Genomic DNA, 25,421 nt, shown 5'->3' with positions numbered 1-25,421 from the left:
GTGGCCTTGGGCCACCGGCCTTTTTCTGTTGTATATGCTATAGAGCTTGCAGTGAAAAAAATTTTGGGCTACAGCCTCTATAACCTACAGCCAGAGTCTTGTTCAAGACGGCGCAGTATGCCGAGCAACTCGGCCCCGAAGCAAACCAATAATTGCTTCTTGATACCAGGTATCAGGTCTAAAGCTGGGGAATGCAGATGACTTACTCCTATACTGAGAAAAAGCGGATTCGCAAAGACTTTAGTAAATTGCCTTCCGTGATGGATGTCCCCTATTTGCTGTCTATTCAGCTCGATTCCTATCGGGATTTCCTCCAAATGGAAGCTGCTGCCGACGTACGCCAGGAAACTGGTTTGCATGCAGCGTTCAAATCCGTATTCCCGATTGTCAGTTATTCTGGCAATGCGGCGCTCGAATACGTGAGCTACCGTATTGGTGAGCCAGTCTTTGACGTCAAGGAATGCCAGCTTCGGGGCGTGACGTACGCAGCGCCGCTGCGGGTTAAAGTACGTCTGATCATTTATGACAAAGAGTCGTCCAACAAGGCGATCAAAGACATCAAGGAACAAGAAGTCTACATGGGCGAAATGCCCCTGATGACTGAAAACGGTACCTTTATCGTTAACGGTACCGAGCGTGTAATTGTTTCCCAGCTGCACCGTTCACCGGGCGTGTTCTTCGACCACGACAAGGGCAAGACACACTCCTCCGGCAAGCTGCTTTATTCCGCGCGGGTGATTCCTTATCGTGGTTCCTGGCTCGACTTCGAGTTTGATCCGAAAGATGCCGTGTTTGTCCGGATTGACCGTCGTCGTAAGCTGCCGGCCACCATTTTGCTGCGCGCCCTGGGCTTCCAATCCCAGGAAATGCTGGAAATGTTCTTTGATACCAGTAAGTTTTCTATTGGTGCCGAAGAATGCAAGCTCGAGCTGGTTCCCAGCCGCTTGCGGGGTGATATTGCGACCTTTGACATCAAAGACAGCGACGGCAGTGTCATCGTCGAAGAAGGTCGCCGGGTTACCGCCCGTCACATTCGCCAGCTTGAGAAATCTGGCATTACCGAACTCGAAGTACCGTCTGCGTACCTCAATGGTCGGGTGATCGCTCACGACATGGTTGACACCAAGACCGGCGAAGTGCTGGTTGAGTGCAACAGCGAGATTACCGATGAAATCCTGCAGACGCTGCTGGATGCGGGTGTCACCGAGCTCGAGACCCTGTACACCAACGATCTCGATTGCGGACCGTTCATGTCCGATACCTTGCGCATTGATCCGACCCGGAGCCAGCTCGAGGCACTGGTCGAGATCTATCGCATGATGCGTCCAGGGGAGCCGCCGACCAAGGAGTCTGCCGAGAACCTGTTCAATAACCTGTTCTTCTCCGACGAACGCTACGACCTGTCCGGCGTTGGCCGCATGAAGCTGAATCGCCGTCTGGGTCGGGACGAGAGCACCGGTCCTGGCATCCTGACTAATGACGACATCATTGACGTTCTTAAAACCCTGATCAATATCCGTAACGGACAGGGCAACGTCGACGATATCGACAACCTGGGTAACCGCCGCATTCGTTCAGTCGGCGAAATGGCCGAGAACCAGTTCCGGGTCGGCCTGGTTCGTGTTGAGCGTGCAGTGCGCGAGCGTCTGAGCCTGGCGGAGAGCGAAGGCCTGATGCCCCAGGACCTGATCAATGCCAAGCCTGTAGCGGCAGCGGTCAAGGAATTCTTTGGCTCGAGCCAGCTGTCCCAGTTCATGGATCAGAACAACCCGTTGTCCGAAGTGACCCATAAACGCCGTGTGTCGGCGCTTGGGCCTGGTGGTCTGACCCGCGAACGTGCCGGGTTCGAGGTTCGCGACGTACACCCGACTCACTACGGTCGTGTGTGTCCAATCGAAACACCTGAAGGTCCGAACATCGGTTTGATCAACTCGCTGGCGACTTACGCCCGGACCAACTCGTATGGCTTCCTTGAGAGCCCGTATCGCAAGGTTGTCGATGGTTTGGTTACCGACGAAATCGCCTACCTGTCAGCGATTGAAGAAAGTAACTACGTCATCGCCCAGGCAAGCGCAGCGGTTGATGAGAATGGTCGCCTGAGCGATGAGCTGGTCACCGTTCGTCATCTGAACGAATTTACCGTTACGCCTCCGGAAAACGTGACCTTCATGGACGTGTCGCCGCGCCAGGTTGTTTCCGTGGCCGCGTCGCTGATCCCGTTCCTTGAGCACGATGACGCCAACCGCGCCCTGATGGGAGCGAACATGCAGCGTCAGGCCGTGCCGACCCTGCGTGCCGATAAGCCGCTGGTGGGCACCGGGATTGAGCGTATCGTGGCACAGGATTCGGGGGTTTGTGTAACGGCCCGCCGAGGCGGTGTTATCGAGAGTGTCGATGCAGCGCGGATCGTGGTTCGGGTGAACGATGCTGAAACCGAAGCTGGTGATGCTGGTGTGGATATCTATAACCTCACCAAGTACACCCGCTCAAACCAGAATACCTGCATCAACCAACGTTCCATCGTCAAGCAGGGCGATGTCATCGCCCGCGGCGACGTGCTGGCTGACGGCCCATCCGTCGACCTCGGTGAGCTGGCGCTGGGGCAGAACATGCGGATCGCGTTCATGCCGTGGAACGGCTACAACTTCGAGGATTCCATCCTGGTTTCCGAGAAAGTTGTGCAGGAAGACCGCTTCACCACCATCCACATCCAGGAACTGACCTGTGTGGCTCGTGATACCAAGCTTGGCAGCGAGGAGATCACAGCGGATATTCCGAACGTCGGCGAGAGTGCCCTGTCCAAGCTGGACGAATCCGGCATTGTCTACATCGGGGCCGAAGTCGGACCCGGAGATATCCTGGTCGGTAAGGTGACGCCGAAGGGTGAAACCCAACTGACGCCGGAAGAGAAGCTGCTGCGCGCGATCTTTGGCGAGAAGGCCTCTGACGTTAAAGACACCTCGGCCCGGGTTTCCACCGGTACCCGTGGTACCGTTATCGACGTCCAGGTCTTCACCCGCGATGGCATCGAGAAAGACCAGCGCGCCCTGTCCATCGAAAAAGAGCAGTTGGACAAGTATCGCAAGGACCTGAAGGACGAGTACCGCATTGTTGAAGGTGCTACCTACGAGCGTCTGATGAGCGCGCTCCAGGGGCAGGAAGTGAATAGCGGCCCGGGCTTGAAGAAAGGCGCCAGCCTCGAGGCATCCTACCTGGCCGAATTGCCGCGGGCGGATTGGTTCAAGCTGCGCTTGAAGGACGAAGCGCTCAATGAGCTGCTGGAGAAGTCCGAGCAGGGCCTGGAAGACCGTCAGAAAGAGCACGAGGAGCGGTTCGAGGACAAGAAGCGTAAGCTGCAGCAGGGTGATGACCTGGCGCCGGGCGTCCTCAAGATCGTCAAGGTGTACCTGGCCATCAAGCGGCGTATCCAGCCGGGTGACAAGATGGCCGGCCGTCACGGTAACAAGGGGGTTATCTCTGCGGTCAAGCCGGTGGAAGACATGCCCTACGACGAGCAGGGTAATCCGGTCGACGTGGTGTTGAACCCGCTGGGTGTACCGTCACGGATGAACGTCGGTCAGGTGCTTGAAACCCATCTGGGTGCAGCCGCCAAAGGGCTGGGCCACAAGATCAACGCCATGCTTGAGGCGCAGCGCAAGGTCGTGGAAATTCGCGAACTGCTGAGTGAGATCTATAATCATAGTGACAAGGTATCTCCGGTGAATCTGGATAGCCTGTCCGATGTTGAGATTCTCGAACTCGCCGACAACCTGCGTGGCGGTGTGCCAATGGCAACAGCCGTTTTCGATGGTGCCAAGGAAGCCGAGGTCAAGCGCATGCTTGAGTTGGCCGATATGGATACCAGCGGTCAGATTACTCTGTACGACGGCCGTACCGGCGATGCCTTCGATCGTCCGGTCACAGTCGGCTACATGTACATGCTGAAGCTGAACCACCTGATCGACGACAAGATGCACGCGCGTTCTACCGGGTCCTACAGTCTGGTCACCCAGCAGCCGTTGGGTGGTAAGGCGCAGTTCGGTGGTCAGCGTTTCGGTGAGATGGAAGTGTGGGCACTGGAAGCCTACGGTGCGGCCTATACGCTGCAGGAGATGCTCACTGTTAAGTCTGACGACGTCAACGGTCGAACCAAGATGTACAAGAACATTGTTGATGGCGACCACCGAATGGAGCCGGGTATGCCTGAATCCTTCAACGTTCTTGTCAAGGAAATCCGCTCGCTGGGTATCGACATCGAGCTGGAATCCGACTGAGCCGAATTGTTTTTTGGCAGCGTGAGCGGGCACACGATGTGCCCGCCCGAGATTAACGCCATCCGGAGCTGTTACTGATGAAAGATTTGCTGAATCTTCTCAAGAGCCAGAACCAAAAGCAGGAGTTTGACGCCATCCGTATCGGTCTGGCGTCTCCTGACATGATTCGCTCATGGTCTTTTGGTGAGGTGAAGAAGCCTGAGACTATCAACTACCGTACGTTCAAGCCCGAGCGTGATGGTCTGTTCTGTGCCAAGATCTTCGGCCCGATCAAGGACTATGAGTGCTTGTGCGGTAAGTACAAGCGACTGAAGCATCGCGGTGTTATCTGTGAAAAATGTGGCGTCGAAGTGGCGCTGGCCAACGTGCGTCGTGAGCGTATGGGCCACATTGAACTGGCCAGTCCGGTAGCGCATATCTGGTTCCTCAAGTCGTTGCCGTCCCGCATCGGTTTGATGCTGGACATGACCCTGCGTGACATTGAGCGGGTGCTGTATTTTGAGTCGTTCATCGTGATCGACCCCGGCATGACCACCCTCGAGCGCGGCCAGCTGCTGAACGATGAGCAGTACTACGAGGCACTGGAGGAATTTGGCGACGAATTCGACGCCAAGATGGGCGCCGAAGCGGTCAAGGCGTTGCTGGAAGATATCGATCTGGCCGCTGAGATTGAAACCCTGCGGGAAGAAATTCCCCAGACCAACTCCGAAACCAAGATCAAGAAATTCAGCAAGCGCCTGAAAATTCTTGAGGCGTTCCATCATTCCGGCAATCGTCCCGGCGACATGATCATGACCGTACTGCCGGTCCTGCCGCCCGATCTTCGCCCGCTGGTGCCGCTGGACGGTGGCCGGTTCGCGACGTCAGACCTGAACGATCTGTATCGCCGGGTGATCAACCGGAACAACCGTCTCAAGCGTCTGCTCGAACTCAATGCACCGGACATCATTGTCCGCAACGAGAAGCGGATGCTGCAGGAGGCGGTCGACGCACTGCTGGATAACGGTCGTCGGGGTCGTGCCATTACCGGTACCAACAAGCGCCCGCTGAAATCCCTGGCCGACATGATCAAGGGTAAGCAGGGCCGCTTCCGCCAGAACCTGCTGGGTAAGCGTGTTGACTACTCTGGTCGTTCGGTCATCGTAGTTGGTCCTTACCTGCGTCTGCATCAGTGCGGTTTGCCGAAGAAGATGGCGCTGGAGCTGTTCAAACCGTTCATCTTTGCCAAACTCGAGCATCGCGGCCTGGCCACCACCATTAAGGCCGCCAAGAAGATGGTTGAACGCGAAGAGGCGGTCGTCTGGGACATTCTGGACGAAGTCATTCGTGAACACCCCATCATGCTGAACCGGGCACCGACCCTGCACCGTCTGGGTATCCAGGCGTTCGAGCCAGTACTGATCGAAGGTAAGGCCATTCAGCTGCACCCACTGGTATGTGCGGCCTATAACGCCGACTTTGACGGTGACCAGATGGCGGTACACGTACCGCTGACCCTGGAAGCCCAGCTCGAAGCCCGTGCGCTGATGATGTCCACCAATAACGTGCTGTCTCCGGCCAACGGCGAACCGATCATCGTGCCGTCCCAGGACGTGGTATTGGGCCTGTACTACATGACTCGTGAGCGCAAGAACGCGCTTGGCGAAGGCATGGTCTTTGCGGACACCAAGGAAGTTCATCGCGCCTACGGTGCCGGCAAGGTCGACCTGCAGGCCAGGATTAAGGTTCGGATCAAAGAGGTCGCGGTCGACGAAAGCGGCGTCAGCACCGAAAAGGCCAGCCTGGTGGAGACCACCGTCGGTCGTGCGCTGCTGTTTGACATTGTCCCTGACGGGATGCCGTTCGACATCGTCAATAAGCCCATGGTCAAGAAAGCGATCTCCAATCTGATCAATGTGTGCTACCGCACCGTCGGTCTGAAGGAGTCGGTCATCTTCGCGGACCAGTTGATGTATACCGGTTTCCACTACGCGACGGTGTCTGGCACCTCGATTGGTGTGAACGATTTCGAGATTCCGCCCGAGAAGTACGAAATGGTCGAAGCGGCGGAAGACGAAGTGAAGGAAATAGAGTCCCAGTACGCGTCCGGTCTGTTGACCCAGGGCGAGAAGTACAACAAGGTCATCGATATCTGGTCCCGGGCCAACGACAAGGTCTCAAAGGCCATGATGGAGCGCCTGGCGCAAGAGCAGGTGCTTGGCGCCGACGGCAAGCCGGTGAAGGGTGACGACGGTGAACTGCTGACCCAGGAATCGTTCAACTCGGTCTACATGATGGCGGATTCCGGCGCCCGGGGTTCTGCGGCCCAGATCCGTCAGTTGGCGGGTATGCGGGGCCTGATGGCCAAGCCGGACGGATCCATCATTGAAACCCCCATTACCGCCAACTTCCGTGAAGGTCTGAACGTACTGCAGTACTTCATCTCCACCCACGGTGCTCGTAAGGGTCTGGCGGATACCGCTCTGAAGACCGCAAACTCCGGTTACCTGACTCGTCGTCTGGTTGACGTTTCTCAGGATCTGGTGGTTACCGAGAACGACTGTGGCACTGACGAAGGCCTGCTGATGACGCCGCACATCGAGGGTGGCGACGTAGTGGTTCCGCTGGGTGACCGGGTCCTCGGTCGGGTTACCGCCCGTGACGTGTTTACACCGACCGATAAGGAAAATGCGGTTGTTTCGGCCGGTACCCTGCTCGACGAAAAGACCATCGAAATGGTCGAGCGTGCCGGTGTGGATGAAATCTGGGTACGCTCTGCGATCACCTGTGACACCAAGCACGGGGTTTGTTCCAAGTGTTACGGTCGTGACTTGGCTCGCGGTCATCTGGTCAACGTTGGCGAGGCGGTTGGTGTCATTGCGGCTCAGTCCATCGGTGAGCCGGGTACCCAGCTGACCATGCGTACCTTCCACATCGGGGGGGCGGCAAGCCGGGCGTCAGCGGTCGATAACATTCAGGTGAAGCACGGTGGTACCGTTCGTCTGCACAATCTGAAGTCGATCGAAAAGAAAGACGGCAGCCTGGTGGTGGTGTCCCGTTCTTCCGCGCTGGCCATTGCGGATGAGCAGGGGCGTGAGCGGGAGTGGTACAAGTTGCCTTACGGTGCTGTACTGTCTGTTAAGCAGGGCGATGTGGTTGAAGCGGGCGTCGTGGTTGCCAAATGGGATCCGCATACCCACCCGATCATCGCCGAAGGTGCTGGTACCGCCAAATTTGTCGGCATGGACCAGGGCATCACCGTACGCACCCAGACTGACGAATTGACTGGGCTGTCGACGGTCCAGGTCATCGACCCGAAAGAGCGTCCAGCAGCCGGTAAGGACATTCGTCCGATGGTTCAGGTGCTCGACGAGGCTGGTGAAGAAGTGGTTCTGCCTGGCGGATCGCCGGCACAGTACTTCCTCCCGGCCAACGCTCTGATCACCTTGAGTGATGGCGGCAAGGTCGAGTTGGGTGACGTGGTGGCGCGGATCCCGCAGGAAAGCTCGAAGACCCGGGATATTACCGGTGGTCTGCCGCGGGTTGCCGACTTGTTCGAGGCTCGTCGTCCGAAAGAGCCGTCGATCCTGGCGGAAATCACCGGCACCGTATCCTTCGGCAAGGAAACCAAGGGCAAGAAACGCCTGGTGATCACGCCGAAAGACGGTGACCCGTACGAGGTGCTGATTCCGAAGTGGCGTCAGCTCAACGTGTTCGAAGGTGAAACCGTAGAGAAAGGTGAAGTAATCTCGGACGGTCCGTCCAACCCGCACGACATCCTGCGCCTGTTGGGTGTGGTCGAGCTGGCGAAATACATCACCAACGAGATCCAGGACGTTTACCGCCTGCAAGGCGTAGTCATCAACGATAAACACATTGAGGTTATCGTTCGACAGATGCTGCGCAAGGTGGAAATCACCAATCCGGGTGACACCGAGCTGCTCTCCGGTGATCAGGTCGAATACAACCAGTTCATCGAAGCTAACGAAAAGGCAGAAGCGGAAGACAAAGAGCCAGCCAAGTGTGAGCGCCTATTGTTGGGTATCACCAAGGCGTCTCTGGCAACTGAGTCCTTCATTTCTGCGGCTTCGTTCCAGGAAACCACGCGAGTCCTCACCGAGGGAGCGGTGACCGGCAAGCGTGATTACCTGCGCGGCTTGAAGGAAAACGTGGTCGTGGGTCGTCTGATCCCGGCCGGTACCGGCCTGGCCTACCACACCGAGCGCCGACGCAAGCGCGATCTGGAAGAGCAGGGCGTCACCGCAGAAGATGTGGTTGAAGCGCTGAGCGCGGAGCTCAATCGCTAACCCCCGGTTTTTACGGATCGGGAGTTGGTTAAAAAGGAATCAGTCATCTTGACTGACAGGGGGCGCAGGCTTAAACTTGCGTCCCTTAAATTTTACCCCCGTTTGTCGGGGGTAAGTTTCATTGATCCGGTTTATTGGAGTTTGCTTACATGGCAACGATTAACCAGTTGGTACGTAAGCCTCGTAAACGCAAGGTGGCCAAGAGTGACGTACCTGCGCTCCAGGCCTGCCCGCAGCGCCGTGGCGTGTGTACCCGTGTGTACACCACTACGCCGAAGAAGCCGAACTCAGCACTGCGTAAAGTGTGTCGTGTTCGTCTGACCAACGGCTACGAGGTTTCCTCTTACATTGGTGGTGAAGGTCACAACCTTCAGGAGCACAGTGTTGTGCTGATCCGTGGCGGTCGAGTAAAAGACCTTCCGGGTGTGCGCTATCACACTGTTCGCGGAACACTGGACACCCAGGGTGTACAGAACCGTAAGCAGGGCCGCTCCAAGTACGGTGCTAAACGACCCAAGTCCTGATGTCCCTCGCGGGTGTCTTTTATCGTTGCCATGTCGGATGGTGATATGTGAAACGGTAAGAGTAAGGCTGAGTAGCATGTGCTATCTCAGGGGTTCCTGAAGACCTTTTGTTTATTGAGGGCTTATCGATGCCTAGAAGAAGAGTTGCAGCTAAACGGGAAATTATTCCTGATCCCAAGTTCGGTAGCCAGCGTCTGGCCAAGTTCATTAACCATGTGATGGAAAGTGGCAAGAAGTCAGTGGCTGAGCGCATTGTGTATGGCGCGCTTGATATTGTTGCCGAAAAGTCTAAAGAAGAGCCGATCGAGATGTTCGAGAAGGCACTGGAAAACATCCAGCCGATGGTCGAGGTTAAGTCCCGTCGTGTTGGTGGTGCGACCTACCAGGTGCCTGTAGAAGTGCGGCCTTCCCGTCAGAACGCGCTGGCGATGCGCTGGCTCGTTGAATTCTCACGGAAGCGTGGTGAAAAGTCCATGGCTCAGCGTCTGGCCGGGGAAATCCTCGACGCCGTTGAGAGCAAGGGCGCCGCTGTCAAGAAGCGCGAAGATGTTCACCGCATGGCAGAAGCCAACAAGGCGTTCTCCCACTTCCGTTTCTAATCAGCCGAGGTTTATACAGTGGCACGCAAGACTCCTATCAAGCGATACAGAAATATCGGGATTTGTGCGCACGTTGATGCGGGCAAGACCACCACGACCGAGCGGGTGCTGTTCTACACCGGGCTTTCTCACAAAATTGGTGAGGTTCATGATGGCGCCGCCACCATGGACTGGATGGAGCAGGAGCAGGAGCGTGGTATTACCATCACCTCTGCGGCGACTACCTGTTTCTGGAGCGGTATGGATCAGCAGTTTCCGGAGCATCGTGTCAACATCATTGACACCCCGGGACACGTTGACTTCACCATCGAAGTAGAGCGCTCGTTGCGGGTGCTGGATGGCGCGGTTGTGGTGTTCTGTGGATCTTCCGGTGTTGAACCTCAGTCCGAGACGGTATGGCGTCAGGCAAACAAGTACGAAGTGCCTCGCATGGTGTTCGTCAACAAGATGGACCGCGCCGGTGCGAATTTCCTGCGTGTTGTTGACCAGATCAAAGAGCGTCTGGGCGCGACACCTGTACCTATTCAGCTGCCCATCGGTGCGGAAGAAGAGTTCCAGGGCGTGGTGGACCTCATTCGTATGAAGGCCATCTTCTGGAACGAAGCCGACTCCGGGATGACCTACGAGCTGAAGGACATCCCGGCTGACATGGTCGACGAGTGCGAAATGTACCGCGAGCAGATGGTCGAGGCGGCGGCGGAAGCCAATGACGAGTTCATGGAGAAGTATCTCGAGGGTGGTGAGCTGACCACCGAAGAGATCAAGCAAGGTCTTCGCGCTCGTACTTTGGCCAATGAAATCGTGCTGGCTACCTGTGGTTCTGCATTCAAGAACAAGGGTGTGCAGGCGGTCCTGGATGCGGTTGTTGAATACCTGCCGGCTCCGGATGAAGTTAAGGCCATCCGCGGTGAAGTTGATGACGAAGGCACCGAGGAAACCCGTCCGGTTGACGACGAAGCGCCGTTTGCGGCCCTGGCATTCAAGATCGCGACCGACCCGTTTGTGGGTACTCTGACGTTCTTCCGGGTTTACTCCGGTAAGCTGGAAAGCGGTTCTGCGGTCTTTAACTCCGTTAAGGGGAAGAGAGAGCGCGTTGGCCGTATGGTGCAGATGCACTCCAAGGATCGTCAGGAGATCAAAGAAGTGCTGGCTGGTGATATCGCCGCGGCGATTGGTCTGAAGAGCGTGACCACCGGTGACACCCTGTGTGATGAGGATCACAAGATCGTTCTGGAGCGGATGGAGTTCCCGGAGCCGGTAATTTCGGTTGCGGTCGAGCCCAAGTCCAAAGCTGACCAGGAAAAAATGGGTATTGCTCTGGGCAAGCTGGCGCAGGAGGATCCGTCCTTCCGTGTGCGCACCGACGAAGAGTCCGGTCAGACCATTATTTCCGGTATGGGTGAGCTTCATCTGGATATCATCGTTGACCGGATGCGCCGTGAGTTCAAGGTTGAAGCCAACATTGGCAAGCCGCAGGTGGCCTACCGTGAGTGCATTCGTCAGGCGGTCGACATTGAAGGCAAGTTTGTTCGTCAGTCTGGTGGTCGTGGTCAGTATGGTCACGTCAAGGTCAAGCTTGAGCCGCTGCCGTTGGATGACGATGCCGACAACTTCATCTTCGTGAATGAAATCGTAGGTGGTGTGGTTCCCAAGGAATACATCCCGGCGGTTCAGCAGGGTATCGAGGAGCAGATGCAGAACGGCTGTCTGGCCGGCTATCCGCTGCTGGGTATCAAGGCGACCCTGTACGATGGTTCCTATCACGACGTGGACTCCAACGAAATGGCGTTCAAGATCGCGGGTTCCATGGCGATGAAACAGGGTGCTCTGCAGGCCAATCCGGCGTTGCTGGAGCCGATCATGAAGGTCGAGGTCGTTACCCCTGAAGAGTACATGGGTGACGTTGTTGGTGACCTGAACCGTCGTCGCGGTCTGGTTCAGGGGATGGACGAGAGCCCAGCGGGCAAGATTGTTCGTGCCGAGGTTCCGTTGTCGGAGATGTTCGGTTATGCCACCGATCTGCGCTCTGCGACGCAGGGTCGGGCATCTTATGCGATGGAGTTCTCTCGCTACATGGAAGCTCCTTCGAACATTGCCGAAGCGATCATTAAAAAGGGTTGATCCCAGGACTTAAGAAACAGGAAGAGGTGTAACCGTGTCTAAAGAAAAATTTGAACGCAGTAAACCCCACGTCAATGTGGGCACCATCGGTCACGTTGACCATGGTAAAACCACTCTGACCGCCGCTCTGACTCGGGTTTGCTCTGAAATCTGGGGAAGTGGCGACGTTCGTGCGTTCGATCAGATCGACAATGCTCCGGAAGAGAAGGCGCGTGGTATCACCATCGCAACCTCTCACGTTGAGTACGATTCTCCGATTCGTCACTACGCTCACGTTGACTGCCCGGGTCACGCTGACTACGTCAAGAACATGATCACCGGTGCGGCCCAGATGGACGGCGCGATCCTGGTGTGTTCCGCGGCTGACGGCCCAATGCCGCAGACTCGCGAGCACATCCTGCTGTCCCGTCAGGTTGGCGTTCCTTTCATCGTTGTGTTCCTGAACAAGGCGGACATGGTTGATGATGAGGAGCTGCTGGAGCTGGTCGAGATGGAAGTTCGTGACCTGCTGAGCACCTACGACTTCCCGGGTGACGACACTCCGATCATCACCGGTTCCGCGCTGATGGCGCTGGAAGGTAAAGACGACAACGAGATGGGTACTACCGCTGTTAAGAAGCTGGTAGAGGCTCTGGATGACTACATCCCCGAGCCGGAGCGTGCCATCGATCAGCCGTTCCTGATGCCGATCGAGGACGTCTTCTCCATCTCCGGTCGTGGTACCGTAGTTACCGGTCGTGTTGAGCGCGGCATCGTCAAGGTTGGTGATACTGTTGAGATCGTTGGTATTCGCGATACTCAGTCCACTACCTGTACCGGTGTTGAAATGTTCCGCAAGCTGCTCGACGAAGGTCGTGCTGGTGAGAACGTTGGTGTTCTGCTGCGTGGTACCAAGCGTGACGACGTTGAGCGTGGTCAGGTACTGTGTGTGCCGGGCTCCATCAAGCCGCACACCAAGTTCGAGTGCGAAGTGTATGTCCTGAGCAAGGAAGAGGGTGGTCGTCACACTCCGTTCTTCAAGGGCTACCGTCCGCAGTTCTACTTCCGGACCACTGACGTGACCGGTTCCTGTGAGCTGCCGGAAGGTGTTGAAATGGTAATGCCGGGCGACAACGTCAAGATGGACGTGACGCTGATCGCTCCGATCGCGATGGAAGAAGGTTTGCGCTTCGCCATCCGTGAAGGCGGTCGTACCGTCGGCGCCGGCGTTGTTTCCAAGATCGTAGAGTAATTAGCGACTCTTTCGATTGCGGAAAGGGGGCTGCGTCGCAGCCCCCTTTTTCATCGCTGGGAACGGAATTGCCCCTCTGTGTCGCGGCCGGCGTGTCGCTTGACATGGTTGGGTATTCTGCATACAATGCGGCTCCTTTTTTTGAAGGTCGGCTAAAAATTAGCTGCTACGAGTGGAGTTTGGTGCATCATGCAAAGCCAAAAGATTCGAATTCGGTTGAAGGCGTTTGATTATCGCCTGATCGACCAGTCTACGCAGGAGATCGTCGATACCGCTAAGCGGACCGGCGCCCAGGTGCGTGGACCCATCCCTCTGCCGACGCGGAAGGAAAAGTTTACCGTACTGATTTCTCCGCATGTCAACAAGGATGCGCGCGATCAGTACGAGATTCGTACCCACAAGCGTTTGCTCGACATTGTTGAGCCGACGGAGAAGACAGTGGATGCTCTGATGAAGTTGGACCTGGCGGCAGGTGTAGACGTTCAGATCAGCCTCGGCTAATACCGCCCGGTATTAGTCTGTGTAACTGTCATAAGGCCATAGAGGGTGAGAGCCCCGTACACTGAAGAGGTGAAACATGGCAATTGGTGTTGTCGGTCGCAAGGCCGGTATGACCCGTATTTTTACGGAAGATGGGCAGTCGCTGCCCGTTACGGTAATTGAGGTTGAGCCCAATCGCATTACCCAACTCAAAACTCTCGAAAGCGATGGCTATCGTGCGGTTCAGGTAACCGTCGGTACGCGTCGTTCCTCCCGTGTCACCAAGGGTGCAGCAGGTCACTTCGCTAAGGCGGGTGTCGAGGCTGGTCGTGGTCTGTGGGAATTCCGTCTCGCGGACGGCGAAGGTGAAGATCTGGCTGCCGGAGGCGAGATTACTGCTTCCATCTTTGCAGATGGCCAGATTGTAGATGCCACCGGGCAGTCCAAGGGTAAGGGGTTTCAGGGCGGTGTAAAGCGCTGGAACTTCACCATGCAGGACGCGACTCACGGTAACTCGCTGTCTCACCGTGCTCCTGGTTCTATTGGTCAGAACCAGACTCCGGGCCGGGTTTTCAAAGGCAAGAAGATGGCCGGACAGATGGGTAACGCGCAGGTCACTGTGCAGAACCTGCAGGTCGTCCGTGTCGATGCTGAGCGCAATTTGCTGTTGATCCGTGGTGCTGTGCCTGGTGCTACCGGCGGCAACGTTGTCATCAAGCCTGCAGTTAAAGCCTGAGGAGCGGTGCGATGGAATTGACTATTACAGGTAGTGGCAAGGGAATCTCGGTTTCCGATGCTACATTCGCCAAAGAATTTAACGAGTCGCTGGTTCACCAGGTTGTTACTGCCTATCTGTCAGGTGGTCGGCAGGGTACCCGGGCTCAGAAGACCCGTTCAGAAGTCAGCGGTGGTGGTAAGAAGCCGTGGCGTCAGAAGGGTACTGGTCGAGCTCGTGCGGGCACCATTCGCAGTCCGCTGTGGCGTTCTGGTGGTGTGACGTTCGCTGCCAAGCCTCAGAGCTACGAGCAGAAGATCAACCGTAAGATGTATCGCGCAGCCATGCGTTCCATCTTTTCCGAGTTGGTTCGTCAGGAGCGTCTGGTCGTGGTGGATGAGATTGCGGTCGAATCCCCCAAGACCAAAGCCTTCAATGCAAAGCTCAAGGATCTGGGTGTTAGCAATGCTCTGATCCTGGCCGAGAGTGTTGAGCAGAACCTGCACCTGGCTTCCCGCAATGTTCCACACGTCGACGTTCGTGACGTGGCTGGTCTTGATCCGGTTAGTCTGGTGGCATTCGACAAGGTTGTGGTTACCGTTCCGGCTCTGAAGAAGATTGAGGAGATGCTGGGATGAATCAGGAGCGTATTTACAAGGTTCTTCTGGGACCGCACGTATCAGAGAAAGCGTCTCTGGCAGCAGAGCGTGGTCAGGTGGTGTTTCGCGTTGCCCCTGATGCCACCAAGCCGGAGATCAAGAAAGCCGTTGAGCAGTTGTTCAACGTCACTGTCGAAGGTGTTCAGGTTCTGAACCGTAAAGGTAAGCTCAAGCGTACTGTCCGCGGTTTCGGCAAGCGTAATGACATCCGTAAGGCTTATGTAAAGCTTGCGGAAGGTCAGGACATCGATTTTCTGGATGTGGAATAAGGTAAAGGGGTCGTAATATGCCGATCGTCAAAACCAAACCAACATCTGCTGGCCGCCGTCACGTTGTAAAGATCTACAACCCGGACCTGTACAAAGGGCGCCCTTACGAACCGTTGGTCGAATCGCAGAGCAAGTCGGGTGGTCGTAACCATTTTGGTCGCATCACTACCCGTCACATTGGTGGTGGTCATAAGCGCCATTACCGCGTCATTGATTTCAAGCGGACCAAAGATGGCATTCCGGCGACTATTGAGCGCCTGGAATACGATCCTAACCGCTCCGCGCACATTGCGCTCCTGAAGTATGCCGATGGCGAGCGTCGTTACATCATCGCTCCCAAAGGTGTCAGTGTAGGGGATCAAGTGCGTTCCGGCGTCGACGCGCCGATTAAGGTGGGTAGCACGTTGCCAATCCGGAACATTCCGGTCGGTTCCGTCATTCACTGCGTCGAACTCAAGCCTGGCAAAGGTGCTCAGCTGGCTCGCTCCGCGGGCGCATCCGTACAGCTGGTAGCGCGTGAAGGTGCTTACGCCACCCTCCGCCTGCGCTCAGGTGAAATGCGTAAGGTGCTTGTTGAGTGTCGCGCAACGTTGGGTGAAGTTTCCAACAGCGAGCACAGCCTCAAGCAGCTTGGTAAAGCGGGTGCATCACGTTGGCGTGGCAAGCGGCCGACAGTGCGTGGTGTTGCTATGAACCCAGTTGACCACCCACACGGTGGTGGTGAAGGGCGTACCTCTGGTGGACGTCACCCTGTAACTCCTTGGGGTGTGCCGACCAAAGGGCATAAAACTCGTAAGAACAAGCGTACTGACAAAATGATCGTACGTCGTCGTTCGGCCAAGTAAACGACTACATAGAGGTAAATGCTGTGCCACGTTCTTTGAAGAAAGGTCCTTTTATAGACCTGCATCTGTTGAAGAAGGTCGAGGCAGCTCTGGAAGCTAACGACAAGCGGCCGATCAAAACCTGGTCCCGCCGGTCAACAATCTTCCCGGAGATGGTAGGCCTGACCATTGCAGTCCATAACGGCAAGCAACACGTGCCTGTCTATGTCACCGAAGACATGGTCGGTCATAAGCTGGGTGAGTTCGCGGCAACGCGGACCTACCGTGGCCATGCAGCCGACAAGAAAGCTAAACGCTGATTGTGAGGGGAATAGAAATGGAAGTAGCGGCTAAGTACAAGGGCGCTCGCCTCTCTGCTCAGAAAGCACGTCTTGTGGCTGACCAGGTACGCGGCAAGGCTGTTGAGGACGCCCTGAACATTCTGACTTTCAGCCCAAAAAAGGCGGCCGTAGTTATCAAGAAAGCTCTTGAGTCTGCGATTGCCAATGCTGAGCACAACGAAGGTCTGGACGTAGATGATCTGCGGGTTTCCACCATCATGGTGGATGAAGGTCCGACGCTCAAGCGAATCAAGGCTCGAGCCAAGGGGCGCGCTGACCGTATTTTCAAGCGCACCTGTCATATCACCGTCAAGGTCGCCGACAAGTAGGAGATGCTCAGATGGGTCATAAAGTAAATCCAACCGGCATTCGCCTGGGTGTGATCAAAGAGCACAACTCAGTCTGGTATGCCGAGAAAAAGGAATACGCGAAAAACCTGCTGAACGACATTCAGGTTCGCGAATTCCTCGACAAGCGTCTGGAAAAGGCGTCTGTCAGCAAGATTGTGATCGAGCGCCCTGCTCAGAACGCACGCATCACGATCCATACTGCCCGTCCCGGTATTGTTATCGGTAAGAAGGGTGAAGATGTTGACCGTCTGCGTCGCGAAGTTAGCGGCATGATGGGTGTGCCTGTTCACATCAACATCGAAGAGGTCCGCAAGCCGGATCTGGATGCCCGCCTGGTTGCCCAGAATGTTGCTGGTCAGCTGGAGCGTCGTGTCATGTTCCGTCGTGCCATGAAGCGCGCGGTTCAGAACGCAATGCGTCAAGGCGCAAAGGGTATCAAGATCCAGGTCGGTGGCCGTCTTGGGGGTGCTGAAATCGCCCGTTCCGAGTGGTATCGCGAAGGTCGTGTTCCGCTGCACACTCTGCGTGCAGATATTGATTACGCGACTTATGAAGCGCACACCACCTACGGCGTTATCGGCGTTAAGGTATGGATCTTCAAGGGCGAGATTCTTGGTGGTATGGAGCAGGTCCGTGCCGACAAGAATGCCTCTCGCAAGAAAGGTTCTAAGTAAAGGGGCACTCGTATGCTGCAGCCAAAACGCACCAAATTTCGCAAGGTAATGAAAGGCCGTAACTCGGGTCTAGCGCACCGCGGTAACAAGGTGAGCTTCGGTGAGTACGGATTGAAAGCGACCAGCCGTGGCCGTATAACTGCACGCCAGATTGAGGCGGCACGTCGGACCATGACTCGTCGGATCAAGCGGGGCGGAAAGATCTGGATTCGGGTTTTCCCGGACAAGCCGATCACCGGCAAGCCGCTTGAAGTACGGATGGGTAAAGGTAAGGGTTCTGTCGAGTACTGGGTGGCTGAGATTCAGCCCGGCAAGATGCTGTACGAGATGGAAGGTGTTGCCGAGGACGTTGCGCGCGAGGCCTTTACTCTGGCCGCCGCTAAACTGCCTGTGTCGACCACCTTTGTTACGAGGACAGTGATGTGATGAAAGCAACAGAGCTGCGTGAAAAATCAGTCGAGGAGCTGAACAACGAGCTGATCGACCTGCTGAAAGAGCAGTTCAACCTGCGCATGCGCAAGGCGACAGGTCAGCTGAATCAGTCTCACTTGGTCGGCAAGGTGAAGCGTGACATTGCTCGCGTCAAAACAGTTTTGAATGAAAAGGCAGGACAGTAACATGACCGAAGCTACCAAAACTGCCAGAACCCTGAGCGGCAAGGTCGTGAGCAACAAGATGGAGAAGTCCATCGTGGTTCTGGTTGAACGTCGGGTTAAGCACCCGCTGTACGGCAAGTACGTGAAGCGTTCAACCAAAGTACACGCTCACGATGAGAGCAATCAGTGCAACATCGGCGACATCGTAACCATCCAGGAAACCCGTCCGGTCTCCAAGACCAAGAGCTGGGCCCTGGTAGAAGTCACCGAACGTGCATCCAAGGTGTAACTCGCCCGGACGGTGAGTCTTGTCGTAACGGCAAAGTGGTTTCTGCTGGAGAACAACCATGATTCAGACTCAAACAATGCTTGAAGTCGCGGACAACAGCGGTGCACGTCAAGTTCAGTGCATCAAGGTCCTGGGCGGTTCACATCGGCGTTATGCCAGCGTGGGAGATATCATCAAGGTGACCGTTAAGGAAGCCATCCCCCGCGGTAAGGTGAAGAAAGGCCAGGTCCTGAACGCTGTCGTGGTACGTACCCGTAAAGGTGTGCGTCGTCCCGACGGGTCGCTGATCCGTTTTGACGGAAACGCGGCTGTACTTCTGAACAATCAGGACGCACCGATTGGTACCCGTATCTTCGGACCGGTTACCCGTGAACTGCGTAATGAAAAGTTCATGAAAATTATTTCACTGGCACCCGAAGTACTGTAAGGACTAGAGGCCGGTTATGAAAAAGATCAAACGCGATGACGAAGTGATCGTCACCACCGGGAAAGACAAGGGCAAACGTGGTAAAGTCCTGAAGGTTCAGGATGATGGCCGTCTCGTTGTTTCTGGCATCAATATGATCAAGAAACACACCAAGCCCAACCCGATGCTCGGCACTCCAGGTGGAATCGTCGAGAAAGAAGCACCTATCCAGGCTTCAAACGTGGCTATTTTTAATCCGCAGACCGGCAAGGCCGATCGCGTAGGCTTCCAGATCAAGGAAGACGGCGCCAAGGTGCGGATCTTCAAGTCCACGAACGAAGCTGTCGATAACCAGTAAGCGGTGGTGGTTACGATGCTTAATATGAAAGAGCAGTACAGTAAGGAAGTGGTACCCGCCCTGCAGCAAGAGTTCGGCTACAAGAACGTAATGCAGGTGCCGCGTATCGAAAAGATCACCCTGAATATGGGTGTTGGCGAAGCGGTTGGTGACAAAAAGCTGATTGAAAATGCCGTGGCAGACCTCGAAGCTCTGACCGGCCAAAAAGTTGTTGTTACCAAGGCGCGCAAATCCGTTGCGGGCTTCAAAATCCGTGAAGGGTGGCCGATTGGCTGTAAAGTGACGCTGCGCGGCGAGCGCATGTGGGACTTCTTCGACCGTTTGGTTCACATCGCGATTCCTCGCGTTCGTGACTTCCGTGGTCTGAACCCCAAGTCATTCGACGGTCGCGGTAACTATAGCATGGGTGTTCGTGAGCAGATCATCTTCCCTGAGATCGAGTACGACAAGGTCGACAAGATCCGCGGGCTGGATATCACCATCACCACCTCTGCCGGTACCGATGATGAAGGTCGCGAACTGTTGAAAGCCTTTGGCTTTCCGTTCAAGAAATAAGGAATCCGTGTAATGGCTAAGGTTTCCATGAAAAACCGCGAGCTCAAGCGCGAAAAGACTGTGGCTAAGTATGCAGTCAAGCGCGCCGAGCTCAAGGCAATTATCAAGAACCCGAATACCAGCGACGAAGACCGTTGGGACGCTCAGATGAAGCTGCAACAGCTTCCTCGTAACGCGAGCCCAGCGCGCCTGCGTAACCGCTGCCAGGTTACCGGTCGTCCCCATGGCGTTCTGCGCAAGTTCCAGCTTTCACGCATTAAACTGCGTGAGACCGGGATGCGCGGCGATGTCCCGGGTCTGACCAAGTCAAGCTGGTAAGGTAGGCGCCTTCCCGTAAGGTGAAGGTGCCCGTTGGTAAGCGGTGCGGCAAGCCGCTGCACAACTAAAAAGATCAGGAGCCTCATACCAATGAGCATGCAAGACACGCTTGCGGATATGATTACTCGTATTCGTAATGCACAGATGGCACAGAAGGCCGACGTGGCCATGCCATCTTCCAAGTTTAAGGTCTCCGTGGCCCAGGTCCTGAAGGACGAGGGTTACGTTGAAGACTTTTCCGTTTCAGCCGATGCCAAGCCTGAGCTGACCATCACTCTGAAATACTTCGGCGGTAAGCCGGTTATCGAAGAGATTCAGCGGGTCAGCCGTCCGAGTCTGCGTCAGTACAAGGGCGCTGGGGAACTGCCGAAAGTTGCCGGCGGTTTAGGGGTTGCCATCGTGTCTACGTCCAAAGGCGTTATGACCGACCGCGCCGCACGTGCTGCTGGCGTGGGTGGCGAAGTCATCTGCACCGTATTCTAGGAGATACACATGTCCAGGGTTGCCAATAATCCTGTCGTGCTGCCTTCCGGTGTTGAGGTTAAGCTGAACGGACAGGAAATCAATGTGAAGGGCTCCAAGGGAGCGCTCCAATTCAACGTACATCAGGCAGTAGAAGTTACGCAGGAAGAGAACGTCCTGCGCTTTGCTGCCCGTGATGGCGCCAAGCAGTCCCGCGCTCTCGCAGGTACCACTCGTGCACTGGTCAACAACATGGTGACCGGTGTGTCTGCGGGCTTCGAGCGTAAACTCCAGCTTGTGGGCGTTGGTTATCGTGCCCAGGCGCAGGGCAAAAAGCTCAACCTGACTCTGGGTTTCTCTCACCCGGTCGAGTATGAGCTGCCCGAGGGGATCACCGCTGAAACTCCGTCGCAGACGGAAGTCGTTATCCGCGGGATCGATAAGCAACAGGTTGGTCAGGTCGCTGCGGAAATCCGCGCTTACCGTCCGCCCGAGCCCTACAAGGGCAAAGGTGTACGTTATGCGGATGAGCATGTACGACGCAAAGAAGCCAAGAAGAAATAAGGCGGGACTATGAGCGCGAATATCGAAAGACTGCGTCGCGCACGTAAGGTGCGTATGAAGATTCGTGAGCTGGGTACCAGCCGTCTGTGTGTACATCGTACACCGCGGCACATGTACGCCCAGGTCACCACTGCAGACGGCAGCAAGGTTCTGGCCACTGCCTCCACACTGGACAAGGAACTGCGCCAAGGCGCTACCGGTAACGTCGACGCCGCCAAGAAGGTTGGTCAGCTGATCGCTGAGCGAGCCAAGGCTGCTGGCGTAGAGAAGGTTGCCTTTGACCGTTCCGGTTACCGTTATCACGGCCGGGTTCAGGCACTTGCCGACGCGGCTCGCGAAGCTGGCTTGCAATTCTAAGAGGTGGAGAAGATGAGCGTTAACGAACAGAAGGCGCCTGAGCTCCAGGAAAAGCTGGTTCAGGTCAACCGCGTTGCCAAGGTTGTTAAAGGTGGTCGTATCTTCGCTTTCACCGCCCTGACTGTGGTTGGTGATGGCAAGGGTCGCGTTGGTTTTGGTCGTGGCAAGGCCCGTGAGGTGCCGGTTGCGATCCAGAAGGCCATGGAAGCGGCTCGTAAGAATATGGTGGACGTCGCATTGGACGGCAACACCCTGCAATACCCGGTGAAGGCCGTTCACGGCGGCTCCAAGGTATACATGCAGCCAGCCTCTGAGGGTACTGGTATTATCGCCGGTGGCGCGATGCGCGCAGTGCTGGAAGTAGCCGGTGTTCAGAACGTACTGTCCAAGTGTTACGGGTCGACCAATCCGGTCAACGTTGTCCGTTCCACTATCAAGGGTCTCCAGGCCATGCAAGCGCCTGAAGATATCGCAGCCAAGCGCGGCAAGACCGTGGAAGATATTCTGGGTTGAAGTCATGGCGAATGCTAAAAAGATCAAGGTTACACTGACCCGCAGCCCGATCAGCTGTCAGCCCAAGCACAAACTGTGTGTGAAGGGCCTGGGTCTTCGCAAAATCGGTCATACCGTAGAAGTGGAAGACACGCCTTCCGTTCGCGGCATGATCAACAAGGTGAACTACCTGGTTCGGGTGGAGGAGAACTAAGATGCGTTTGAACGAACTTAGCCCAGAACCCGGTTCACGTCCGAACGCCAAGCGCGTCGGTCGCGGTATCGGTAGCGGTCTCGGTAAAACCGCCGGTCGTGGACACAAGGGTTTGAAAGCCCGTTCTGGTGGCAGCGTCGCACCCGGATTCGAGGGCGGCCAGCAGCCGTTGGCCCGTCGTCTGCCGAAGTTCGGCTTCACTTCACGTCAACAGCGTTACGTCGCTGAGATTCGTCTCAACGAATTGGCAAAGGTTGAAGGTGATGTGGCTGATCTCGCAGCGCTGAAGAAGGCTGACATCATTCGCGAAGAAATCCGCGAAGCGAAGGTTATCTTGTCCGGCGAGCTCACTCGTCCGGTGACCGTCAAAGGTCTGAAGGTGACCAAAGGCGCTCGCGAAGCTATCGCAGCCGCGGGCGGAAAAGTCGAGGACTAAGGCGAGTCGAGGACTAAATGGCCAAGACAGCATCATTGCCTGCGGGCGCGGGAAAAGGACTGGCAGAGCTGCGTTCGCGGCTCTGGTTTGTGTTTCTGGCACTTTTGGTGTACCGAATAGGTGCCCATATTCCAGTTCCGGGGATCAATCCCGATCGTCTGGCGGCGCTGTTTGATCAGAACCAGGGAACCATCCTGAGTCTGTTCAATATGTTCTCCGGTGGTGCACTTGAGCGGATGAGTATCTTCGCCCTGGGGATCATGCCGTACATCTCGGCCTCCATCATCATGCAGCTCATGACTGCGGTTAGTCCGCAGCTTGAGCAGCTGAAGAAGGAAGGTGAAGCGGGGCGTCGGAAGATCAGTCAGTACACCCGATACGGTACCGTTATCCTCGCGCTGGTTCAGGGCCTCGGTATTTCTGTGGGCCTGGCCTCTCAGGGCGTTACCTTCAACGACAGCTTCAGTTTCCACTTTGTCGCCGTTATCTCGTTTGTGAGTGGCGCGGTGTTCATGATGTGGCTGGGTGAGCAGATCACCGAGCGCGGCGTCGGCAACGGAATATCGTTGCTGATCTTCGCTGGCATCGTGGCTGGCTTGCCCGGCGCCATCGGCCAGACCCTTGAGCAGGCTCGCAACGGTGAAATGAGTCTGTTGGTGGTGCTTGGCATCGCGGTGTTGGCTGTGGCGGTCGTCGGGTTCGTTGTCTTTATGGAGCGGGGTCAGCGTCGCCTGACCATTAACTATGCCAAACGGCAACAGGGACGACGGGTCTTTGCCCAGCAGTCCAGTCACCTGCCATTGAAGGTCAACATGGCCGGGGTGATCCCGCCGATCTTTGCATCTTCCATTCTGCTGTTTCCAGCGTCGCTGGGTCAGTGGTTTGGTCAGGGCGAGGGTATGGAATGGCTGGGTGATATTTCGCAGGCCTTGGCACCAAGCCAGCCGCTGTATATCATCCTGTTCGCAGCCGCGGTTGTGTTCTTCTGTTTCTTCTACACGGCGTTGATGTATAACCCGAAAGAAGTGGCAGACAACCTGAAGCGTTCAGGTGCGTTCATACCGGGTATCCGGCCGGGCGATCAGACTGCCAAGTACATCGATGGTGTTCTGACGCGTCTCACGCTGTTTGGTGCAATGTACATTGCAGCGGTATCCCTGTTCCCTCAGTTTCTGATGGTGGCCGGGAATGTGCCTTTCTATCTGGGTGGCACCTCACTGCTGATTGTTGTAGTCGTCGTGATGGACTTTATGGCTCAGGTGCAATCGCATCTGATGTCTCATCAGTATGAATCACTGATGAAAAAGTCCAATCTCAAGGGCTATGGTCGGAACGGTTGACGCCGTTCCCGTTGAAAACTGGAGTCGACAATGAAAGTACGCGCTTCGGTAAAGAAAATTTGCCGTAACTGCAAAGTAATTCGTCGCAATGGCTCAGTACGAGTCATTTGCTCGGAGCCTCGCCACAAGCAGCGCCAGGGTTGATTCGAAAGAGTCTGCTTCTGACAACGCAATGGGGTTCGGAATGATGGCGCTTGATCTTTTTATGGTCAGGCGCTATTATTTCGCGCCCTTTTTGTGGCGGAAAATTCACACAGCAAAGCTTTGAACGCGGAGTAATTTGGATGGCACGTATAGCCGGTGTCAATATACCCGACAACAAACATGCTGTTATCTCACTGACTTACATTTTTGGAGTCGGTCGGACAGCAGCCCAAAAGCTTTGCGATGCAGCCGGCGTACAGCCGGACGTCAAGGTCAAAGACCTCAGCGATGATCAGGTTGAAGCACTTCGTACCGAAGTGGGCAAGCTGACTGTCGAAGGCGATCTGCGTCGTGAAGTTCAGATGAACATTAAGCGTTTGAAGGATCTCGGCTGCTTCCGTGGTCTGCGTCATCGTCATGGACTGCCCGTCCGTGGCCAGCGCACGAAGACCAACGCTCGCACCCGTAAAGGTCCTCGCAAACCGATTCGCAAGTAACAGGTAGGCAAACATGGCAAAGCCAGGTACACGTACCCGTAAAAAGGTGAAAAAGACGGTTGTTGATGGCGTCGCGCACATCCACGCTTCCTTCAACAACACCATCGTGACCATTTCTGATCGTCAGGGCAACGTCCTGTCTTGGGCTACCGCTGGTGGCTCCGGTTTCCGCGGGTCACGTAAGAGTACACCTTTTGCTGCGCAGGTAGCAGCTGAAAGAGCCGGTAACGCGGCTGCTGAATACGGCCTTAAAAACCTGGATGTAGAGGTTAAGGGTCCTGGGCCCGGACGGGAATCTGCAGTTCGCGCGCTGAACGCGTGTGGCTACAAGATCACCAACATCACTGATGTCACGCCGATTCCTCATAACGGCTGTCGTCCGCCCAAGAAGCGCCGCGTTTAAGACAGGAGACAGTGAAGTATGGCACGTTACATAGGTCCAAAATGTAAACTGTCTCGTCGAGAAGGGACAGATCTTTTTCTGAAGAGCGGCGCTCGTGCACTCGATTCCAAGTGCAACATCGAGACTCCGCCAGGCATGCACGGCGCCCGTCGCGGCCGGCTGTCTGAATACGGAGTTCAGCTGCGTGAAAAACAGAAGGTTCGTCGTATCTACGGCGTACTGGAGAAGCAATTCCGTAACTACTACTCCGAGGCCGCCCGTCGTAAAGGGGCTACAGGCGAAAACCTGTTGCAACTCCTCGAAGGTCGTCTGGACAACGTAGTTTACCGCATGGGGTTTGGTTCAACCCGTGCGGAATCCCGTCAGCTCGTCTCTCACAAGGCGATCCTGGTAAACGATAAGCTGGTTAACATTCCGTCTTATCAGGTTAAGCCGGGTGACGTCGTGAGCGTTCGCGAAAAGGCCAAGAACCAGCTGCGTGTTAAAGGCGCGCTGGAACTGTCCGCTGGTCGCGCGCCGGTGGGCTGGGTAGAGGTCGACGGCAGCAAGATGTCAGGCGTTTACAAGTCAGTACCTGAGCGTACTGAACTGCCGGCCGACATCAATGAGAACCTCATCGTCGAGCTTTACTCGAAGTAAAGTC

32 protein-coding genes are annotated in these 25,421 nt (G+C 55.8%); all 32 read left to right on the top strand.

The window, feature by feature from the left end; all coding sequences use genetic code 11:
• Positions 1 to 197 precede the first annotated feature (197 nt).
• The 32 genes from rpoB (at position 198) to rpsD (ending at position 25,417) form a co-directional block, all read left to right on the top strand.
• The gene (rpoB, locus tag N6L25_RS11740) at positions 198 to 4,274 is read left to right on the top strand and encodes a DNA-directed RNA polymerase subunit beta (RefSeq protein ID WP_271980464.1); all 4,077 of its coding nucleotides are present in this window, start codon (positions 198 to 200) and stop codon (positions 4,272 to 4,274) included.
• A gap of 77 nt (positions 4,275 to 4,351) precedes the next feature.
• Complete coding sequence (gene rpoC / locus N6L25_RS11735; RefSeq protein WP_271980462.1) at positions 4,352 to 8,560, top strand: DNA-directed RNA polymerase subunit beta'; 4,209 nt, start codon at positions 4,352 to 4,354, stop codon at positions 8,558 to 8,560.
• Between the two features lie 149 nt (positions 8,561 to 8,709).
• Positions 8,710 to 9,084 carry a 30S ribosomal protein S12 gene (gene rpsL, locus N6L25_RS11730; protein WP_008174844.1) on the top strand — a complete coding sequence of 125 codons (375 nt, stop codon included), beginning with the start codon at positions 8,710 to 8,712 and terminating at the stop codon, positions 9,082 to 9,084.
• Between the two features lie 128 nt (positions 9,085 to 9,212).
• Positions 9,213 to 9,683 carry a 30S ribosomal protein S7 gene (gene rpsG / locus N6L25_RS11725; RefSeq protein ID WP_271980456.1) on the top strand — a complete coding sequence of 157 codons (471 nt, stop codon included), beginning with the start codon at positions 9,213 to 9,215 and terminating at the stop codon, positions 9,681 to 9,683.
• 18 nt (positions 9,684 to 9,701) lie between these two features.
• Positions 9,702 to 11,804 carry an elongation factor G gene (gene fusA, locus N6L25_RS11720; RefSeq protein WP_271980454.1) on the top strand — a complete coding sequence of 701 codons (2,103 nt, stop codon included), beginning with the start codon at positions 9,702 to 9,704 and terminating at the stop codon, positions 11,802 to 11,804.
• 34 nt (positions 11,805 to 11,838) lie between these two features.
• Positions 11,839 to 13,035 (top strand): elongation factor Tu, encoded by a 1,197-nt coding sequence (gene tuf / locus N6L25_RS11715; protein WP_271980452.1) that lies wholly within the window; start codon positions 11,839 to 11,841, stop codon positions 13,033 to 13,035.
• A 189-nt stretch (positions 13,036 to 13,224) separates the two neighbouring features.
• On the top strand, positions 13,225 to 13,536 hold the full coding sequence (gene rpsJ, locus N6L25_RS11710) for a 30S ribosomal protein S10 (RefSeq protein ID WP_271980451.1): 312 nt from the start codon (positions 13,225 to 13,227) through the stop codon (positions 13,534 to 13,536).
• Positions 13,537 to 13,612: 76 nt separating this feature from the next.
• Positions 13,613 to 14,251 carry a 50S ribosomal protein L3 gene (gene rplC, locus N6L25_RS11705; RefSeq protein WP_271980449.1) on the top strand — a complete coding sequence of 213 codons (639 nt, stop codon included), beginning with the start codon at positions 13,613 to 13,615 and terminating at the stop codon, positions 14,249 to 14,251.
• Between the two features lie 11 nt (positions 14,252 to 14,262).
• Complete coding sequence (rplD, locus tag N6L25_RS11700; protein WP_271980447.1) at positions 14,263 to 14,868, top strand: 50S ribosomal protein L4; 606 nt, start codon at positions 14,263 to 14,265, stop codon at positions 14,866 to 14,868.
• On the top strand, positions 14,865 to 15,158 hold the full coding sequence (gene rplW, locus N6L25_RS11695; RefSeq protein WP_064230339.1) for a 50S ribosomal protein L23: 294 nt from the start codon (positions 14,865 to 14,867) through the stop codon (positions 15,156 to 15,158). The genes rplD and rplW overlap by 4 nt, the downstream gene beginning before the upstream one ends.
• Before the next feature lie 17 nt (positions 15,159 to 15,175).
• Positions 15,176 to 16,003 (top strand): 50S ribosomal protein L2, encoded by an 828-nt coding sequence (gene rplB, locus N6L25_RS11690; protein WP_271980441.1) that lies wholly within the window; start codon positions 15,176 to 15,178, stop codon positions 16,001 to 16,003.
• 23 nt (positions 16,004 to 16,026) lie between these two features.
• The gene (rpsS, locus tag N6L25_RS11685) at positions 16,027 to 16,302 is read left to right on the top strand and encodes a 30S ribosomal protein S19 (protein WP_058089997.1); all 276 of its coding nucleotides are present in this window, start codon (positions 16,027 to 16,029) and stop codon (positions 16,300 to 16,302) included.
• A 17-nt stretch (positions 16,303 to 16,319) separates the two neighbouring features.
• The gene (gene rplV, locus N6L25_RS11680; protein WP_227172528.1) at positions 16,320 to 16,652 is read left to right on the top strand and encodes a 50S ribosomal protein L22; all 333 of its coding nucleotides are present in this window, start codon (positions 16,320 to 16,322) and stop codon (positions 16,650 to 16,652) included.
• Between the two features lie 11 nt (positions 16,653 to 16,663).
• Positions 16,664 to 17,347 (top strand): 30S ribosomal protein S3, encoded by a 684-nt coding sequence (rpsC, locus tag N6L25_RS11675; RefSeq protein ID WP_271980436.1) that lies wholly within the window; start codon positions 16,664 to 16,666, stop codon positions 17,345 to 17,347.
• Between the two features lie 12 nt (positions 17,348 to 17,359).
• Positions 17,360 to 17,773: a 50S ribosomal protein L16 gene (rplP, locus tag N6L25_RS11670; protein ID WP_271980434.1), complete on the top strand. Its 414-nt coding sequence runs from the start codon at positions 17,360 to 17,362 to the stop codon at positions 17,771 to 17,773.
• A complete protein-coding gene (gene rpmC / locus N6L25_RS11665; protein ID WP_271980432.1) occupies positions 17,773 to 17,964 on the top strand; it encodes a 50S ribosomal protein L29 in 192 nt (63 codons plus the stop codon). Before rplP ends, rpmC begins: the two co-directional genes overlap by 1 nt.
• A 1-nt stretch (position 17,965) precedes the next feature.
• On the top strand, positions 17,966 to 18,232 hold the full coding sequence (gene rpsQ, locus N6L25_RS11660) for a 30S ribosomal protein S17 (protein ID WP_271980430.1): 267 nt from the start codon (positions 17,966 to 17,968) through the stop codon (positions 18,230 to 18,232).
• A 58-nt stretch (positions 18,233 to 18,290) separates the two neighbouring features.
• The gene (rplN, locus tag N6L25_RS11655) at positions 18,291 to 18,659 is read left to right on the top strand and encodes a 50S ribosomal protein L14 (RefSeq protein WP_091814959.1); all 369 of its coding nucleotides are present in this window, start codon (positions 18,291 to 18,293) and stop codon (positions 18,657 to 18,659) included.
• Positions 18,660 to 18,675: 16 nt separating this feature from the next.
• Complete coding sequence (rplX, locus tag N6L25_RS11650) at positions 18,676 to 18,996, top strand: 50S ribosomal protein L24 (RefSeq protein WP_271980424.1); 321 nt, start codon at positions 18,676 to 18,678, stop codon at positions 18,994 to 18,996.
• Positions 18,997 to 19,011: 15 nt separating this feature from the next.
• Positions 19,012 to 19,551 carry a 50S ribosomal protein L5 gene (gene rplE / locus N6L25_RS11645; RefSeq protein ID WP_271980422.1) on the top strand — a complete coding sequence of 180 codons (540 nt, stop codon included), beginning with the start codon at positions 19,012 to 19,014 and terminating at the stop codon, positions 19,549 to 19,551.
• Positions 19,552 to 19,563: 12 nt separating this feature from the next.
• Positions 19,564 to 19,869: a 30S ribosomal protein S14 gene (rpsN, locus tag N6L25_RS11640; RefSeq protein ID WP_271980420.1), complete on the top strand. Its 306-nt coding sequence runs from the start codon at positions 19,564 to 19,566 to the stop codon at positions 19,867 to 19,869.
• Positions 19,870 to 19,959: 90 nt separating this feature from the next.
• Positions 19,960 to 20,352, top strand: coding sequence for a 30S ribosomal protein S8 (gene rpsH / locus N6L25_RS11635; RefSeq protein ID WP_271980417.1), 393 nt, complete (start codon positions 19,960 to 19,962; stop codon positions 20,350 to 20,352).
• A gap of 9 nt (positions 20,353 to 20,361) precedes the next feature.
• Entirely contained in the window at positions 20,362 to 20,895 is a 534-nt protein-coding gene (gene rplF / locus N6L25_RS11630; protein WP_271980415.1) for a 50S ribosomal protein L6, read from the top strand.
• A gap of 9 nt (positions 20,896 to 20,904) precedes the next feature.
• Complete coding sequence (gene rplR / locus N6L25_RS11625) at positions 20,905 to 21,252, top strand: 50S ribosomal protein L18 (protein WP_271980413.1); 348 nt, start codon at positions 20,905 to 20,907, stop codon at positions 21,250 to 21,252.
• Between the two features lie 12 nt (positions 21,253 to 21,264).
• Entirely contained in the window at positions 21,265 to 21,765 is a 501-nt protein-coding gene (gene rpsE / locus N6L25_RS11620; RefSeq protein ID WP_271980411.1) for a 30S ribosomal protein S5, read from the top strand.
• 4 nt (positions 21,766 to 21,769) lie between these two features.
• Positions 21,770 to 21,958, top strand: coding sequence for a 50S ribosomal protein L30 (rpmD, locus tag N6L25_RS11615; RefSeq protein WP_092025490.1), 189 nt, complete (start codon positions 21,770 to 21,772; stop codon positions 21,956 to 21,958).
• A gap of 1 nt (position 21,959) precedes the next feature.
• Positions 21,960 to 22,394, top strand: a complete 435-nt coding sequence (gene rplO / locus N6L25_RS11610) for a 50S ribosomal protein L15 (RefSeq protein WP_271980407.1) — start codon at positions 21,960 to 21,962, stop codon at positions 22,392 to 22,394.
• Between the two features lie 17 nt (positions 22,395 to 22,411).
• On the top strand, positions 22,412 to 23,734 hold the full coding sequence (secY, locus tag N6L25_RS11605; protein WP_271980405.1) for a preprotein translocase subunit SecY: 1,323 nt from the start codon (positions 22,412 to 22,414) through the stop codon (positions 23,732 to 23,734).
• A 30-nt stretch (positions 23,735 to 23,764) separates the two neighbouring features.
• Positions 23,765 to 23,878 carry a 50S ribosomal protein L36 gene (rpmJ, locus tag N6L25_RS11600; RefSeq protein ID WP_008174902.1) on the top strand — a complete coding sequence of 38 codons (114 nt, stop codon included), beginning with the start codon at positions 23,765 to 23,767 and terminating at the stop codon, positions 23,876 to 23,878.
• Positions 23,879 to 24,018: 140 nt separating this feature from the next.
• A complete protein-coding gene (rpsM, locus tag N6L25_RS11595) occupies positions 24,019 to 24,375 on the top strand; it encodes a 30S ribosomal protein S13 (RefSeq protein WP_271980390.1) in 357 nt (118 codons plus the stop codon).
• A 13-nt stretch (positions 24,376 to 24,388) separates the two neighbouring features.
• Entirely contained in the window at positions 24,389 to 24,778 is a 390-nt protein-coding gene (rpsK, locus tag N6L25_RS11590; protein ID WP_271980388.1) for a 30S ribosomal protein S11, read from the top strand.
• Between the two features lie 18 nt (positions 24,779 to 24,796).
• Positions 24,797 to 25,417 carry a 30S ribosomal protein S4 gene (rpsD, locus tag N6L25_RS11585; protein WP_271980386.1) on the top strand — a complete coding sequence of 207 codons (621 nt, stop codon included), beginning with the start codon at positions 24,797 to 24,799 and terminating at the stop codon, positions 25,415 to 25,417.
• The last annotated feature ends 4 nt before the right edge of the window (positions 25,418 to 25,421 follow it).

The sequence above is a fragment of the Marinobacter sp. SS21 genome (assembly GCF_028369065.1).
In the GTDB taxonomy this organism is placed as follows: domain Bacteria; phylum Pseudomonadota; class Gammaproteobacteria; order Pseudomonadales; family Oleiphilaceae; genus Marinobacter.
Note: the sequence above shows the minus strand (reverse complement) of the source record. Positions and strands in the feature narration are given on the sequence as shown.